The organism is Enterococcus sp. AZ194 (genome assembly GCF_051713825.1).
GTDB lineage: Bacteria > Bacillota > Bacilli > Lactobacillales > Enterococcaceae > Enterococcus_K.
The window spans coordinates 3,365,761-3,380,118 of the sequence record NZ_JBIOQR010000001.1 but is presented as its reverse complement, the minus strand read 5'-3'; the positions used below and the strand labels follow the sequence as shown (position 1 = coordinate 3,380,118).

The 14,358-nt window shown below is 36.8% G+C and carries 17 protein-coding genes; 15 read left to right on the top strand and 2 right to left on the bottom strand.

The window, feature by feature from the left end; all coding sequences use genetic code 11:
• The first annotated feature begins 109 nt into the window (after window positions 1-109).
• The 4 genes from IGI37_RS15705 to IGI37_RS15690 all read left to right on the top strand — a co-directional run bounded on the left by IGI37_RS15705 (window position 110) and on the right by IGI37_RS15690 (window position 3,142).
• Complete coding sequence (locus IGI37_RS15705; RefSeq protein ID WP_438763003.1) at window positions 110-436, top strand: DUF6442 family protein; 327 nt, start codon at window positions 110-112, stop codon at window positions 434-436.
• A 5-nt stretch (window positions 437-441) separates the two neighbouring features.
• The gene (locus IGI37_RS15700) at window positions 442-648 is read left to right on the top strand and encodes a helix-turn-helix transcriptional regulator (RefSeq protein WP_438763002.1); all 207 of its coding nucleotides are present in this window, start codon (window positions 442-444) and stop codon (window positions 646-648) included.
• A 195-nt stretch (window positions 649-843) separates the two neighbouring features.
• Window positions 844-1,080, top strand: a complete 237-nt coding sequence (locus tag IGI37_RS15695; protein ID WP_438763001.1) for a hypothetical protein — start codon at window positions 844-846, stop codon at window positions 1,078-1,080.
• A 532-nt stretch (window positions 1,081-1,612) separates the two neighbouring features.
• The gene (locus IGI37_RS15690) at window positions 1,613-3,142 is read left to right on the top strand and encodes a flavocytochrome c (protein WP_438763000.1); all 1,530 of its coding nucleotides are present in this window, start codon (window positions 1,613-1,615) and stop codon (window positions 3,140-3,142) included.
• A gap of 144 nt (window positions 3,143-3,286) precedes the next feature.
• Here the strand turns inward: IGI37_RS15690 and IGI37_RS15685 are convergent, their stop codons facing one another.
• Both IGI37_RS15685 and IGI37_RS15680 read right to left on the bottom strand, forming a co-directional pair.
• Entirely contained in the window at window positions 3,287-3,919 is a 633-nt protein-coding gene (locus IGI37_RS15685) for an ImmA/IrrE family metallo-endopeptidase (RefSeq protein WP_438762999.1), read from the bottom strand.
• 14 nt (window positions 3,920-3,933) lie between these two features.
• A complete protein-coding gene (locus IGI37_RS15680; protein WP_438762998.1) occupies window positions 3,934-4,305 on the bottom strand; it encodes a helix-turn-helix domain-containing protein in 372 nt (123 codons plus the stop codon).
• 266 nt (window positions 4,306-4,571) lie between these two features.
• Between IGI37_RS15680 and IGI37_RS15675 the strand changes: the two genes are divergently transcribed.
• The 11 genes from IGI37_RS15675 to IGI37_RS15625 all read left to right on the top strand — a co-directional run bounded on the left by IGI37_RS15675 (window position 4,572) and on the right by IGI37_RS15625 (window position 14,357).
• Complete coding sequence (locus tag IGI37_RS15675) at window positions 4,572-4,796, top strand: hypothetical protein (RefSeq protein WP_438762997.1); 225 nt, start codon at window positions 4,572-4,574, stop codon at window positions 4,794-4,796.
• 378 nt (window positions 4,797-5,174) lie between these two features.
• Window positions 5,175-5,609, top strand: a complete 435-nt coding sequence (locus IGI37_RS15670) for a hypothetical protein (RefSeq protein ID WP_438762996.1) — start codon at window positions 5,175-5,177, stop codon at window positions 5,607-5,609.
• Window positions 5,610-5,675: 66 nt separating this feature from the next.
• The gene (locus IGI37_RS15665) at window positions 5,676-6,248 is read left to right on the top strand and encodes a phage major tail protein, TP901-1 family (protein ID WP_438762995.1); all 573 of its coding nucleotides are present in this window, start codon (window positions 5,676-5,678) and stop codon (window positions 6,246-6,248) included.
• 115 nt (window positions 6,249-6,363) lie between these two features.
• Window positions 6,364-6,792: a tail assembly chaperone gene (locus tag IGI37_RS15660; RefSeq protein ID WP_438762994.1), complete on the top strand. Its 429-nt coding sequence runs from the start codon at window positions 6,364-6,366 to the stop codon at window positions 6,790-6,792.
• Window positions 6,793-6,842: 50 nt separating this feature from the next.
• Window positions 6,843-7,148 (top strand): hypothetical protein, encoded by a 306-nt coding sequence (locus tag IGI37_RS15655; RefSeq protein ID WP_438762993.1) that lies wholly within the window; start codon window positions 6,843-6,845, stop codon window positions 7,146-7,148.
• Window positions 7,138-10,167 (top strand): hypothetical protein, encoded by a 3,030-nt coding sequence (locus IGI37_RS15650; RefSeq protein WP_438762992.1) that lies wholly within the window; start codon window positions 7,138-7,140, stop codon window positions 10,165-10,167. Before IGI37_RS15655 ends, IGI37_RS15650 begins: the two co-directional genes overlap by 11 nt.
• Complete coding sequence (locus IGI37_RS15645) at window positions 10,168-10,890, top strand: hypothetical protein (protein WP_438762991.1); 723 nt, start codon at window positions 10,168-10,170, stop codon at window positions 10,888-10,890.
• Window positions 10,891-12,852, top strand: coding sequence for a phage tail protein (locus tag IGI37_RS15640; RefSeq protein ID WP_438762990.1), 1,962 nt, complete (start codon window positions 10,891-10,893; stop codon window positions 12,850-12,852).
• Between the two features lie 13 nt (window positions 12,853-12,865).
• Window positions 12,866-13,483, top strand: coding sequence for a hypothetical protein (locus IGI37_RS15635; RefSeq protein WP_438762989.1), 618 nt, complete (start codon window positions 12,866-12,868; stop codon window positions 13,481-13,483).
• On the top strand, window positions 13,476-13,823 hold the full coding sequence (locus IGI37_RS15630) for a hypothetical protein (protein ID WP_438762988.1): 348 nt from the start codon (window positions 13,476-13,478) through the stop codon (window positions 13,821-13,823). Before IGI37_RS15635 ends, IGI37_RS15630 begins: the two co-directional genes overlap by 8 nt.
• The gene (locus tag IGI37_RS15625) at window positions 13,824-14,357 is read left to right on the top strand and encodes a collagen-like protein (RefSeq protein WP_438762987.1); all 534 of its coding nucleotides are present in this window, start codon (window positions 13,824-13,826) and stop codon (window positions 14,355-14,357) included.
• Window position 14,358: the final 1 nt, after the last annotated feature.

Genomic DNA, 14,358 nt, shown 5'->3' with positions numbered 1-14,358 from the left:
ACATTCGGGAGATATTTGCCAAGTTTTGTTTTCAAAGTAATATTGACAATAAAACTTGACATGGTATGATGGTTTTACCAAGTATACTTGTCAAAAAGGAGGAGTAAGTTTGAATAAAGAGGAACTATTGCAGCGAGTACAAGACTCAAAAAGAAGCGATAAAGAGGGAGTAGAGGAGCAGCAAGTTTTGAATGGTAGTAGATACGGTGGGTTTGTATTTGTCGTTTTAGCGGTCATTCTTATCGTTTATACATTACTCAAATGGCGAGTCACGGAGCTTTATATGATTTTGGCTCTTGTTTGGTTATATTTCCCAGCAAGCATATATGGAATGACAAAGTTAGAAAAGAAACCTGGCAAGCAAAGAGTAACTATCATCATTTGTCTTATTATAGGTGTAGCCTTACTATGTACGTATTTTGTAAAGAGCTGGTGAGTATTATGAAGGAAGAATTGATTTTAAAAAATCATTTAAAACAGGCTCGAAAAGAAAACCATCTGTCTCAGGCTCAGTTGGCAGAACTTGTTGGCGTTTCAAGAAATACAATTAGTTCAATAGAAACCGGACAATTTAATCCGACTGCTAAATTAGCGCTAATTCTTTGCATTGTTTTAGAAAGAAAATTTGAAGAGCTTTTCTATTTTTAGTAACAGGTACGCTAGAAATTTGTAAGCATGAATTGAACTGGTAAAAGTAGAAATACTTGGAATAAGGGGCAATTAGAGCAAAAACCATTCATTTCATTCTCCCAAATTATCGAAAGGGATTTCATCTTATATTTTCATTTCATGATATTTTTCATAAAATGTGCTATAATCATAAGTGAAAGGTAGGTTTTACGAATGGCTACATTTGGAAAATTTGATTCTACTGTCGTCCCCTCTGAATATGGAAAGGATTTTATGGTTAATACACACGTTACTTTTACGGTGCATGGCAAAACGCAGACAGGAACAATTACTAAACAGCTTAAAAACTCTGCCGTGGTTGAAATCGATCAGACTCGTGAGAATGATCAGCTAATGACACAAAGTAATGGTGTGGTAATTATTAATTATAAGCACATGAAAGAAATTTGATTGATGCCATCTCAACTAAGGGATGGCTTTTTATTTGTTTTCTTATAAAAAAATGAGAGGAATTTTCATGTGGGTTGCTTGTCACGCCATTGAAGAGAAGACCATTTTTATATGAAAATTGTGAATCCTTACAGATTTTTTAAGAAGCAGAGAGTCATTCATATGAGTAGCCGAATGATGAAAGTTAAATAAGAATTTCACAAAGTTGTTGATTTTTGGTATATACTAACTTATAATCAGAAACTGAGAAATGATTTTCTTTATTTGAAATAATTATTGCTAGCGTTATAGTAAGCCGTTCAACTCTTATTTTTTGGAAAGAGAGTTAGTAAATAGCTTAAAGACATCTGCTGTTTAGTTATAATAGTAAAGAAAAGATTTGCTAGATGAGTTTTAAAAAATAGTCAATAGATTTTAAAATTCATTTTGTGCATGCAAGTAGTTCAAAAATGGAATAACTTTCAAAATTTGTGAAACTTCTTGCTCATTTTTTCTCAAAAAGAATACATAGTTGATTTTAGGGGGAGAAACATTGAAAAGAAATAAGTTTAAAACTGTAGTTGTAGGGTTAGCAATGACATTATTATTAAGTGCATGTGGAAGCTCTGCTACAAGTGATTCAAGTACAGAAAAAAGCACAGATAAGAGTACAGGAAGTTCTGTTGAAGCAACTTCTGGTGCGTCGGCTCAAGAATATACAGATCCATCTGAACTAAAAGATGAATATGATGTTGTGATTGTTGGTGCTGGTGGAGCAGGGATGGCCGCGGCTTTATCTGCCAAGGACGCTGGAATGAATCCTGTTATTCTTGAAAAAATGCCGGTTGCTGGTGGGAATACATTAAAATCATCTGGTGGAATGAATGCATCTGAAACAAAATTCCAAAAAGAACAAAAAATTGAAGATAGTAATCAACTATTTTTTGATGATACATTAAAAGGCGGAAAAGGAACTAATGACCAAGAACTTTTACATTACTTGGTAGACAACTCTGCTTCTGCGATTGACTGGTTAGATTCTATGGGCATTACTTTAGATAATATCAGCTTCAGTGGTGGGGCAAGTGTGAAAAGAATTCACCGTCCTCATGATGGTGGAGCTGTAGGTACGTATTTGGTGGACGGATTAATTAGAAACGTTCATGAAAAAGAAATTCCATTATTTGTAAATGTGGATGTTACAAAAATCAATGAAAAAGATGGTCAAGTAACAGGTGTAACTGCTAAAGTTGAAGGGAAAGAAAAAACAATTTCTGGAAAAGCAGTTATCGTAACAACTGGTGGATATGGATCAAACGAAAAAATGATTGAAGAATATCGCCCTGATTTGAAAGGTTACGTAAGTACAAACTCAGAAGGTAGTACAGGCGATGGAATCAAAATGATTGAATCTCTTGGCGGCGCTGTTGTGGATATGGATCAAATCCAAGTTCACCCAACTGTTGTTCAAAAAACGGGAATGTTAATTAGTGAAACGGTTCGTGGAGAAGGGTCAATCCTTGTAAATCAACAAGGGAAACGTTTCTACAACGAACTTGAAACAAGAGATAATGTTTCTGCGGCTATTACAGCACTTCCAGAACATTATGCATACTTGATTTTTGATTCAGCATTAGCAGAACGTGCGAAACAAGTTGATTTCTACAAAGAGCAAGGCGTTGTCATTGAAGGCGCAACAATTGAAGAATTAGCTGGAAAAATTGATGTTGATGCGAAGACTTTAGAAACAACTGTTGATACATGGAATAAAGCAGTAAAAGATCAATCTGATAAAGAATTTAAACGTGAAACAGCGATGGACTACGATTTAACGAAAGGTCCTTTCTACGCAATTCAAATTGCACCTGGTATTCATCACACAATGGGTGGCGTGAAAATCAATACGAACACGCAAGTAGAAAAAGAAGATGGTTCAACGATTAAAGGATTATATGCAGCTGGAGAAGTGACTGGTGGAATTCATGGTCAAAACCGTATTGGCGGAAATGCCGTTGCAGATATTGTTGTCTTTGGACGTCAAGCAGGTGAACAATCAGCAAAATTTGTTGAAGAAGCAAAATAAAAGTGATTTTACTTAGTAGAATCGATTTTTGATAAAAAGTAAATAATGAAAGTGACCCTAAACGATAGATGTGAAATCTAAGGTTTAGGGTCACTTTTTCTGCGGGTAGAAATTATGGCTCTTTGTCAAATGGGGCTGACGAAATTATTTGAAAAAGGCTTGGAAAAAATCTTTTGATTGCCCATACTTATATTTTGTAACCAAAGATGCTGCATAAGAGGGGCTACAGTTCTGGATGTAGACTAGATAATCTCTTAAGCGATTAAAGAGTGCCGCTTTACTGATAAAAAAGTAATTAGCGACCTTTCCAAAATTATCGAATTTTGTTAAGGCATATTGTAAAGCTTCGTCATTGGCCATTAAAATACCTGCACCAACGTTTGCCCGGTATTCTTTGGGATAATCTTCTGGTAGATAACCGTTTTCTTCAATCATATCTGAGAAGGTATGGTTCTCTTTTTCATAGGGAATATCTCGGTAATAATGAATGACTTCGTGCATGCAGGTGAAGTTTTTGCGTTCAAGCATTAACTCGGCATTAATAGATATAAATGTCTCCCCTGCAATTTTTGAGGTGGAGCCGAGCATCATCTTTCTTAGATGTTTTTTGAATGTGACCTCGATGAATTCAACCTCTTCAATCTCTTCAACATATAATTTCACATCAAAGCAGTTTATTCGCTCAATTGGTTTTGAAAGATAAGCAGCTGCTTCGTGACATAACTCGTTTGCGATATCTGAGGCTTCAAAATAAAGCCCCGCATCAACATAGTCCAATACGATCAACCACCTTACTTATTGCGTCTTTTCTTCTTGTCAATTGCTTTTTGGATGAGAAAGTCCATATAATCCTTCAGTTCCTCTTCAAGCTCTTCTGTATCCTCGACATTCATATTAGCCGTGTTAAGGCGAAAATGTGAAATGAAGCTATCTTTATCGATGCCAAAATCTTCAGCTATACTCGTCGGGTCATCCGTTCTCCCTAAAAGGTAATCGGTACTGACATGAAAATAATCAGCCACTTTTTCAAGTCGATCAGATTTAGGGCTTGATTTTTTCCACTGATAAAATAAATTTTCGCTAAAGCCTAAATCGAGGGCGACTTGCGAAACACTTTTTCCGCGCTGCTCAGAGAGCTGTTTAATTCTTTCAAATACAGACATGGGTAAATTCCTTTCTAAAATTTATAGAAATCTATAATTTTTATTGACTTTCGCTATAGTTTGTTATAATATTGATTTTGCCAGTAAGAGATAAGCAAGAAAAAATAGCTGGTGTATCAAGACTTATCACTAATAAAATGTTCATCACAAACAGATGATTCATTTTTCCGTTTATCTATATTTTATAGTTTTCTATAAAAAAGTCAATATATATTTTTGATTTTCTATAGATTGATTAACAATTTAGAAGAAAGTAGAGGGAGGATATGAACTATAAAACAATTTATGGTGTCACAGTTGAAGGCGTGTTTATCAAGGAGTTAGCGCATACCATCGTGGTCAAAACAAAGAACGGTGATCGGTATTTGGTTCATAAAAAAGATACCAATTTTGATTATCCGCATAGGCCAGAGTTTGATTTGAGACGATGCCAAAGAATAGGAAAACAGTTACTACCAGAAAAAGGAATAAAGGATCTGACTATTTGGTGAGTTTCATTCAGCCAGTCAAGGAAAAGCTGAAAATTGGATCAGAATGGGCGAACAAATTGATGAGATGTATTTGTTTGTGAAAGGAGAATCACGAAGCAATGAGAGCAGCAACCATGAATTAGTTGAAAGAAATCTTGGGTGATTATTATCGAACAGAAGACTACATATAAGAGCACAAGGAAGAGATAAGCATAATTCACTGATCTTTAATTGAAGTAAGAGTTCCTAGTTCAGCTTATGAAACAAGAATAAGTTGAAGCGGCTAATCGTATGGAGAATATTTTGTCCGTTTACTTGTAGTGGACAGTTTAAATAAAACTTGGGTATCGTCATACGGACGTAAAATGGTGACTTTCAAAGAGGAAGGACAGAAAAAAGATGACAGTATTATCTATAGATAGTAAAAATCAATATGTGACATTAGAAGAAACAGAAGTGACTGATGGCGTGCGTAGCTATTTTGACCAAACTGAAAAGAATAAGAAGAAAAAAGAGCGTCTTTTTACTCGTGGTGAGTTGGCTAAGATTGTTAAACAAGAGTCACAAAAAATAGCAGATAAAGCTCTATTACAATCAGAAAATCAAGCACATGAACAATTGAAGCAAATCCTCATCAAAGAGCAACAAAAAAACAGCCACAATGAATCGACTATTGAAGTGATGCAAATCCTTCTAAAGTACGAATTGCCTTATTCGCAAGCATTCATTCAGTACATTGTTTCCGAAGATAAGAAAAAGACTTTGGAGAATATGATGATTATCGTGGACTACATTTTAGAAGTAAAAGAACGGATTCAGATGCAAAAACAATAACGAGCAAACACTAGCAAAAATAGTGACACTCAAAATAAGAAAAAGAGAAGAAAGAGGTAAATAGATATGACAAAAAATAGAGTAGCAGAACCAACTGTTTTAGAGGGAAAGAAAGTTGTTTTGTTTTTCCGATTAGTGAAGGAACGTGGAACGAAAGCAGCAGAGCAATTAGCTTTTGAAATCAATCATACGTTAAATCGAGAACGTAGCACAGAAGAAACAGCAACGAAAACAGGAATGATTAAATCGGCGGGTGCTTCAAATGAAAACTTGGAAATGGAGTTTTTGGCATCAGACTCAAAAGTAATTGATATTTTAGAGTACGCGTATGAGAAAAATGAATTGGTTGAATTTTGGCGTATCAATCTAGATAAACGAAATGAAGAGGGAAAATATTTTGCGCATACTGGCGTTGGTTTATTAAGCACATTCCCGTTAGCCGCAGAAGTAGAAAGTAATGCGACGGTTTCGACAACATTAAACCTAAACGGAAGTATTGGGAAAATTTGGGCAACTGTTAGTGAAGAACAAGAAGAGCTTGCACAATTGTACTATGATACAGTAGCTAGCACACAAAATGTGGGTTCTTTAGAAACGTATAAGCCAGATTTGTCAGTTCCTACTGAACCTGCTGAATAAATTTTTTAGTTTAGTAAAGAACATATTTGGTACGTTTACAGCCAAAATAGAAATTATCTTTAATTAAATAGGAAAATGCGTGAGGTTTGAACCTCACGCTTATGGAGGAGAAAGAATGGCGAAACAGGTAAAAAAACCAATCATTACAATTAATGGGAAAACATATCCACTGATTTTTGGATTTAAATTTTTAAATGAAATTAAGGCATTACCAAAAAATAAAAAAGAAGACGATGAGTTAATGTTACTAGTTGGTGGGTTAATGGATGGCGATCCTTTTTCCTTAAAAAAATTATTATCAGCAAGTTTGAATACGTACGATGAGTTAACGCAAGAAGATATCTCCCATTATTTGGAAACAAGCGATGAAGTAGAAAGCTTGTTCGAAAATTTTCAACAGTTCTTGGTGTCAGCTCCTCTAACATCCAAGAAAACCAAACAAGTGAAACAAGTAATCAAAGAAGTGATGGATTTACAGAAATTACAGAAGAAAACGGCGATACAAAAAATGACAGAAAGCGTACTAGTTACGAAGAAATCATAATTGAATGTTTTCGGTATTATCCGACAATTACATTACTCGAAATTGAGCGAATGAGTTGGTCTGAGTACAACTATCGTATGAAAGCGGCGGCGTTAAAATCTAACGATCAACAGCAAGGACTCTACACGATTGCTTATGCGAATAAACTGTTTAAATTGTTGAAGAAAGATGGCAAACATTTTCAATATCCATTATTAACAGATTTATATAATCATCAAAAAATTGAACAGACGCTCATGTCGGAGATTGATGGAACAAAAGAGAATAAACAACGAAATGAGAAAAGAACAAGAAGTGCAGCTTTAAATAAAGCCAAACAGATAATGGAGGAAAGGAGGAAAAGAGATGGAAGATAAATCAATTGTTTCATCATTAAGAGAGATGAATAATGAGTTAAGTATATTAAATGCTAATCTAGATGTATTTGCCAATCAAGCAACAGCCTTACAATCAACGGTAGCTAGTATGACTGTCTCTATGGAAAGTATCAAACAAGCTTTCTCTGAATCGACGGAATTTATAGTAAGTAGCTTGTCAACTTTATATGAGTATCTAGTCAAACCAATTGGTGTAGATATCTACAAGAAAAATATTGAAGAGTTAAGTAAGGCAATCATGAGTGGTTTGTTTACGGATGCAGAACAGCAAGTTCAAGAACTATGGCTCACAAGAGTATTAGAGCCTATTGGAAGTGCGATTTTATCGGGAGCTGGAGCTATCAATTCTGTCGTAGAAACGTTTAGTTCAAGTATTGCGAAAAGTCTAGATGATCGATTAATTCAAATCGATCCTGAAAAATTCAAATCAAAATTTACTTCTATTGCAGAAGGAGCGCAGAATACGTTTCCTAGAATAAGTGGTGCTATTGCCCATCCTATATTTAACTTAAAACGACTAATGGGGAGTTTTTCTGAAACAAGCCAGCAATTTGGTAGGAGTGGTACAGTCATGAGTGGTATTGGTACGACCATACAAATGGGCATTAGCAACATGGCTTCTTCTGGTATTCAATCATTTAAGAGTTTGTCAGCAGTGGTACTTACGAATCCAATAACTATCGCACTTCTCGCAATTGTAACAGCGGTCGCTTCGGTTGCTGCAGCTTGGCAAAGTAATTTTATGAATATTCAAGGGTTTGTAAAATCTGCATTTGGTCAAATCGGGAATTCTTTGAAGAGCTTGGGAAGTTTGTTTACAGGCTCCATTCCTAGTCTAGAAACATTAGGGAATGCGTTTAAAACAGTTGGTGTGATTATTACAGGGACGCTCGTAGTGGGTGTTGCGCTTCTTGTCGATGGCTTTCGATTCCTAGTGACGACAGTCATGGCAGTTGTTCAGGGACTCATTGTATTAGGCAAGATGGCGGTTATGGCTGCTCAAGCTATGACTGGTAATTGGGAAGGTGCTGGAAAAACCTTCAATAGTATGGGTGATGATATTCAAAATATAATTGATGGATATACAGATTTGGGTAAAAATTCGGCTACAGTAGGTGTATTGACCGAATCAACTAAAGAGCTAGGGAAAGAAACAGCCAATGTGGTAGCGAGCACTATTCAAGGATTTGATGAGATGGCTGCTAAAAGCTCAGATTTAGCAAACAGATTCAGTGAGTCAGGTCAGAAGTTAAAGGATGCTTTTACTATGGAGGATTCAGATACTGGTGAACAGAAGCTTAGCGCAAGAATGGCGGAATATTTTGACAATACAACAGCTCTTGTTGAGAATTCACAACAGAAGAAACAAAAAATTTATGATACCTATAATCAGCAAATAGAGGAAGCTGCTACTAAAACAGAAGAAGAAAAACAGAGAATCTATGCGGATGCCAGTACACAGATGATGGCAGATTTAGATTCACAAAATAATGGGATGTTAGCAGTTTATAGTGGGTACTCCAAGCAGCTAGCAGAAAATAAAAGTGTTGACAATGAAGTGTTGACAGAGGCCCAAAGAGAACAACTGCAAGCTGAAACTGAATTAATTAGAGAAGCTCTTCAAGAACAAAGCGAAGCGTATGTTCAGGCGGGAATCAGCAAACTGGACAATATGGAGGCCTTATCTGTGAGTGAGCAGGAATCTATGTTGGCAAATATGGAAGTACTAGGAGTCACACAACAAGAAAAGTTAACTGAAAACGAAGAAAAAATCAAGGGATTAAAAAAACAGTTTTCTGATGCTAAGACTGAAGAGGAAAAGGCTGGATATGCGCAACAAATTGGTGACCTTACGGAACAAAATACATTGATTCAAGAAAAATATGCAGAACAAGGCACTCAGATTCTTGAGACATTAGTGAATAATGGTGAGATGAATGCAGAGACTATTTCAGCAAGCCTCCAAAATGTTGGAACGATAACGGATGAACATTTGATGGCATTGTTGAATTCCTACGTTGAAAACGGAGCAAGTCTAGATGAGCAATTTATTTTAATGGCTGGAATGATGGAGAGTCGTGGGCTTGAAGGGTCAAACAAACTTGTCCAAGCGCTACGTAGCGGAGATTATACAGCTGTAGGAACGATGTCTAGAGAAGAAATCATGAAAGGGCTAGAATTACTACCCGAGGATATGTTTGCTGGTGGTGAGTCCGGTGTTCAGTCTTTTTTAACAGCTATTCAAAACGGAAATACCAATTCAGAACAGTTAGGTAAACAACTAAGTACGTATTTGAAAACAGGAATTGACACTTCCTCAATAGATGTCTCCAAAGCAAGCGAAAAAAGTATGGAAAAAGCCAATGAAGCTGGGAAACAGAAAGCTGCAGAAGGTCAGAATTCAGGGAAAGCGCAAATAGAGGCAAGTGTCCAAGGTGTGAATGAGAATGCTTATTTACTTAGAGATGCAACCCAGTCAGCTGCTAAGGGTGCGAAAGAAGCGGCTAATAATGTGAGTTTTTATAGTGTCGGAACGAACATGGTTACTGGTATCGCAAGTGGGATTAATAATAATTCGGGAATTGTTTTAAGTGCGATTAGTCAAATAATGGCTAATGCTAAGAGTGCCGCCAATCAAGCAATTAACGCAGCTTCTCCTTCAAGATGGTTTAGAGATAATACAGGGAAATTTATTTCACAAGGGGTGGCAGTAGGTATAAAACGTTACGGAATTGAGGCGGTAGAGAATGCTAAAACAATGCTTTCTCAAGTGAAGCATGCGGTTGGTGGTCCAGAAGGTTTTGATCAATCCCTCTCGTTTGAAGCACAAGTAAATCATGTAGTAGAAAGTCCTGTACAAGAACGATTATTAGAGGCTTTCCATGAAATCAAACAACTAAAAATTGTAATAGACTCAGGTGCGTTGGTTGGGGAAATTGGTCAGCCAATGAATGGTTATTTAGGGAACAAGATGAATTATGAAAGTAGGTATAGATAGATGGTTTTATTATTTAATGATGCTCCATCTTTTCAATTTGGAAAGTTTGATAGTAAAAAAGAAGGCTTTTACCTAGTTAAACATGATGCCCCTACGCCAAGCGAAAAAGAGATAGTAGAAGAGATTCCTTACATGCAAGGGGTGTATGATTTTTCTTTCCTGTTGGGTGAACGAGTATTTAATAATCGGAAAATTACATTTCGATTATATGCACCGTCGATGGCCTACGAACGGCGTCAGGAGATTCAAGCGAGTGTCAAAGAACAACTGATGATTAATCAAATTTTGCCCCTTTATGATAGTTATTTATCAACTAGTCATTGGGTAGGAAAGTGTGAGAGCGTTTCAGTAGATGACAGTCAAGAATATGACTCTCTGTCTCTAACAGTAGTGTTTGATTGCTACCCGTTTGCAATAAGAGATAGAACAAGCTATTCGGACGTATTTAATGAAGCGTATTTAACAGATGGCGTTGATCAATGGACTGGTTTTCATGTGGATGGAAAACGAGAGATTCTACTTGTAAACGAGGGGGTAAACGCCGTCAGCCCAATGATAGTTTCAACGAATACGATGGTCGTTGAGACGAAGGAAGAAAAATTTTCTATCTCAGTGGGTGAGAACAAAGATCTATTCTTCAAACTATCCAGAGGGGGAAATAAACTAACTGTTACTGGCCAGGGCCATGTCAGCTTTTTCATAGAAACGGAAGTGATGGCATAAGTGTATAAAGTAATTTATTATGGCGAAGAATTTGGCAATCAAAAAAAAGTCATTCATGAACCTTACAATTACGGAAATAAAATTTTTAACGGTCAGCTAGAGCTATCATTAGAAGGATTAGGGATTAGTACGTTTGAGTGCACGATTGGACCGCAGCATGAGTTATATAAGAAGATTCGACCCTTTAAAAATCGAGTAGAGATTTATGATAATAATAAAAAAAGGGTGTTTGACGGTCGAGTGGTGAATATCCGAAATGAGATGAGTTCTAATGGTCAGTTTGCTGAAAAGATTCTTTGTGAGGATGCTAAGTCTTATCTCTATGATAGTGTTCAAAGTTACCAGAAGCCGACAGCTCGTTCTACAAAAGAGTATCTAGGTCTTCTTTTACAAGAACATAATAAGCAAGTGGAGAGCCATAAGCAGATTTATCTAGGCAAAGTCACTGTCGTAGAAAAGAAATTGATTGCTATAGGGATAGATTATAAAAAAACTGCAGATATAATCAAAGAGTCGTTATTAAACGAACTTGGTGGTTATCTGATTTTGCGACAGCAAGAAGGGCGGTTCTATTTAGATTATCTTAAAGAATATGGTCGAGAATCAAAAACACCATTACAAATTACTCGGAATTTGAAAAGTGCCAATCGAGAGCTTGAAATTGATAATTTGGTTACACAAGTTGTTCCATTAGGTGAAGAAATCAAAACCGCGGACAGTGAGGAAGCGAACTCTAGTTATTCGAAACCTAGAATAGATATTTCTTCAGTAAATGATGGGAAAATATATTTAGAGGATAAAAAGTTGGTGCAAGAATTTGGTGTCATCCGAAAGAGTATCGAGTTTTCGGATATTAAAAACAAGCAGCTTTTGAAGGAAAAAGGATTGGAATTTTTAGAACAACAAAAAACTTTGCTGGTTAATTGGTCGGTTGAAGCGATTGAGCTAGGTCTTTTAGATAAAAACTACGAGTTTATTGAATTAGGAAATTCATATCCCGTTGATAATCCTCTGTTATATGAGACAGAGACATTACAAGTAATTGAGAAAAAGGTTGATTTGCTAAATCCTCAAAAGATTGTTTTAACAATTGGCGTTAGGAAGAAGACACTTTCGCAGATGCAAGGGGATTATAAGAAAATGCGCTCACTGATGAATCATGTGAACACGGGACTTATGGCAAACAGCAAACAGATTTTGGAGATAAAGAAACAGACAGATCAAGTGAATGGAGAAACACAAGTAATAAAAGAACAAGTCAAAGTTATCCCTTTCCACCAAAAAAAGATTCAAGAGATGGAGTTGTCAATTGATAATCTGCGTCAACAGATAGAAGGGACTGTGCGTCCGCCACTTCAATCTCTGTATCGGGGAAGTAATATTTCTGAACAGAATAAAGAGATTGATTGGATGGTGTTGAAGGCAACAGGGCATACTTTTGTTATGCTACATGTCGCTTATGGAACAGTTCAAGATCAATTAATTGAACAACATATTCAAGACGCTATTGCAGCAAAAATGAAGGTAGGGCTGTATTTAACGAGTTACGCGATAGATGAATTGCAAGCAGTGTCAGAAGCTGAATTCATTTGTAATGTAGCAGACAAATATAAAGAAATAGTCACATTGCCAGTTGCTTGGAATTGGGGGGCAGTCAGCGAGCGCTATGCTTTGAATCAGGGAGTAATTCCTACGAAGGAGTTAGTTTCAAGTATGGGGGTTGCTTTCCTAAAACAAGTAAAACAACGGGGTTATCTACCAATGAACTATAGTGATTTGGATTATTATACTCGTTATTTTGACAATCAAGTAAAAGAATTTGATTGGTGGCTCTCATATCCTGGTGAGAAATTTCCAAATGGAACGTATGCAATGTGGCAAAACGAACGAGAAGTAGATGGGAAAAGCAGAGGGATAAGTGGGAAAGCAAGCTTCAATCTCTGTTTTGTAAATTATGAATAAGGAGTTGAAAAAAATGGCAGAGAATCAATCATATTATGATACTCAACCGACTGGAGAAAATCATTCGGTAGACTATACTGATCCGACAGATGTTGAAGAGGTTGAATCAATATTAAAAAATGGCACCATTGATCCGTTAGCTAGTAAATTTGCTTTATGGATTCGAACAAAGATGTATCGGCGTCATGTTCGAGAAGCCTTGGCCAGAATGATGGAGTATATGAGTATTTTATATCATCAAATGCTATCTGTTGCCGAAAAGGTTAAAAATAGACAAGATGCAGTTGAAAAGAAATTTGAAAAATTGGATGAAAAATTTAATAGTCAATTGTCAGAATCGATGAAAGATGGAGAAGTGATCGCTGCAAGAACATCCTCCATTACGGGAAAAAGATATTCTATACTAGGTCAACGATTAGATGCTATTGAATCTAACCAACAGACGATTAAGGGGCGAACGATTGAAGCTCTTGTTACTTTACAGGATGACGCATTTAGTCAAAATTATGAAATAACTAAGCTAGATTCAGTGAATGAGGAAACACGACCTTCTGCTTTATTTATTGGTGAAATCGGAAACGTCATTCAAGATACGTTTTATTTAACTAAAGTAGGTGAAGTGAGTGAGTAATCAAGTAGAAGTCCGAAAACTTATGCGAAAGGACGAAAAAGGGGTACAACGACAGTTTATGCCGGAGACTAGCGTGAAGGCAATCATTGATATCGAAGAGATGATTGCAGGAACATCGCCTGTATTGTCGGTTAATGGAAAAGTCGGAAATGTTCAGATCACCAAAGAAGATTTAGGCCTTACTCATGGTCCGGAAAACCCAACATATGCTTCTGAAACAGCGGATGGAATCATTACCAGTGAGTTGTTTATGAAGCTCAAGGAGATTGTCAGTGATTATAATAAGGGTTCGTTAGGTGGTTCTGCGATTACCATTGAACCTATAGAAAAGGAGAAGTAGATGACAGATATTGTAAAAATAAAAGTGAATGATGCACAGGTCTATCCGCAAACCCACGCAAGTGCAATCGTTGGTCTAACAACAATTAAAGGGGATAAGGGAGATCAAGGCCCCCAAGGACTACAAGGACCAAAAGGCGATGCGGGTGCAACAGGCGCACAGGGGGCAAAAGGAGCAACAGGATTGACGGGTCCAGTTGGTCCTCAAGGGATACAAGGACCCAAGGGTGATACGGGAGCAAAAGGGGCGACAGGATTGACTGGTGCCACAGGAGCTCAAGGACCAAAAGGAGACACTGGTGCAACTGGCCCTCAAGGTCTCAAAGGTGATACAGGAGCAAAAGGCGCAACGGGTGCCACAGGAATACAGGGACCCAAGGGTGATGTAGGTGCAAGAGGCCCAGCAGGAACAAATGCGACGACAACAGCAGCTGCAACGGCAACTGCAAATGGCTTAATGTCTTCAACAGATAAAAAGAAATTAGATAGTGTAAAAATCTTAAATATTATTTTTGAAAAGGTAGGGGAAGCATAAA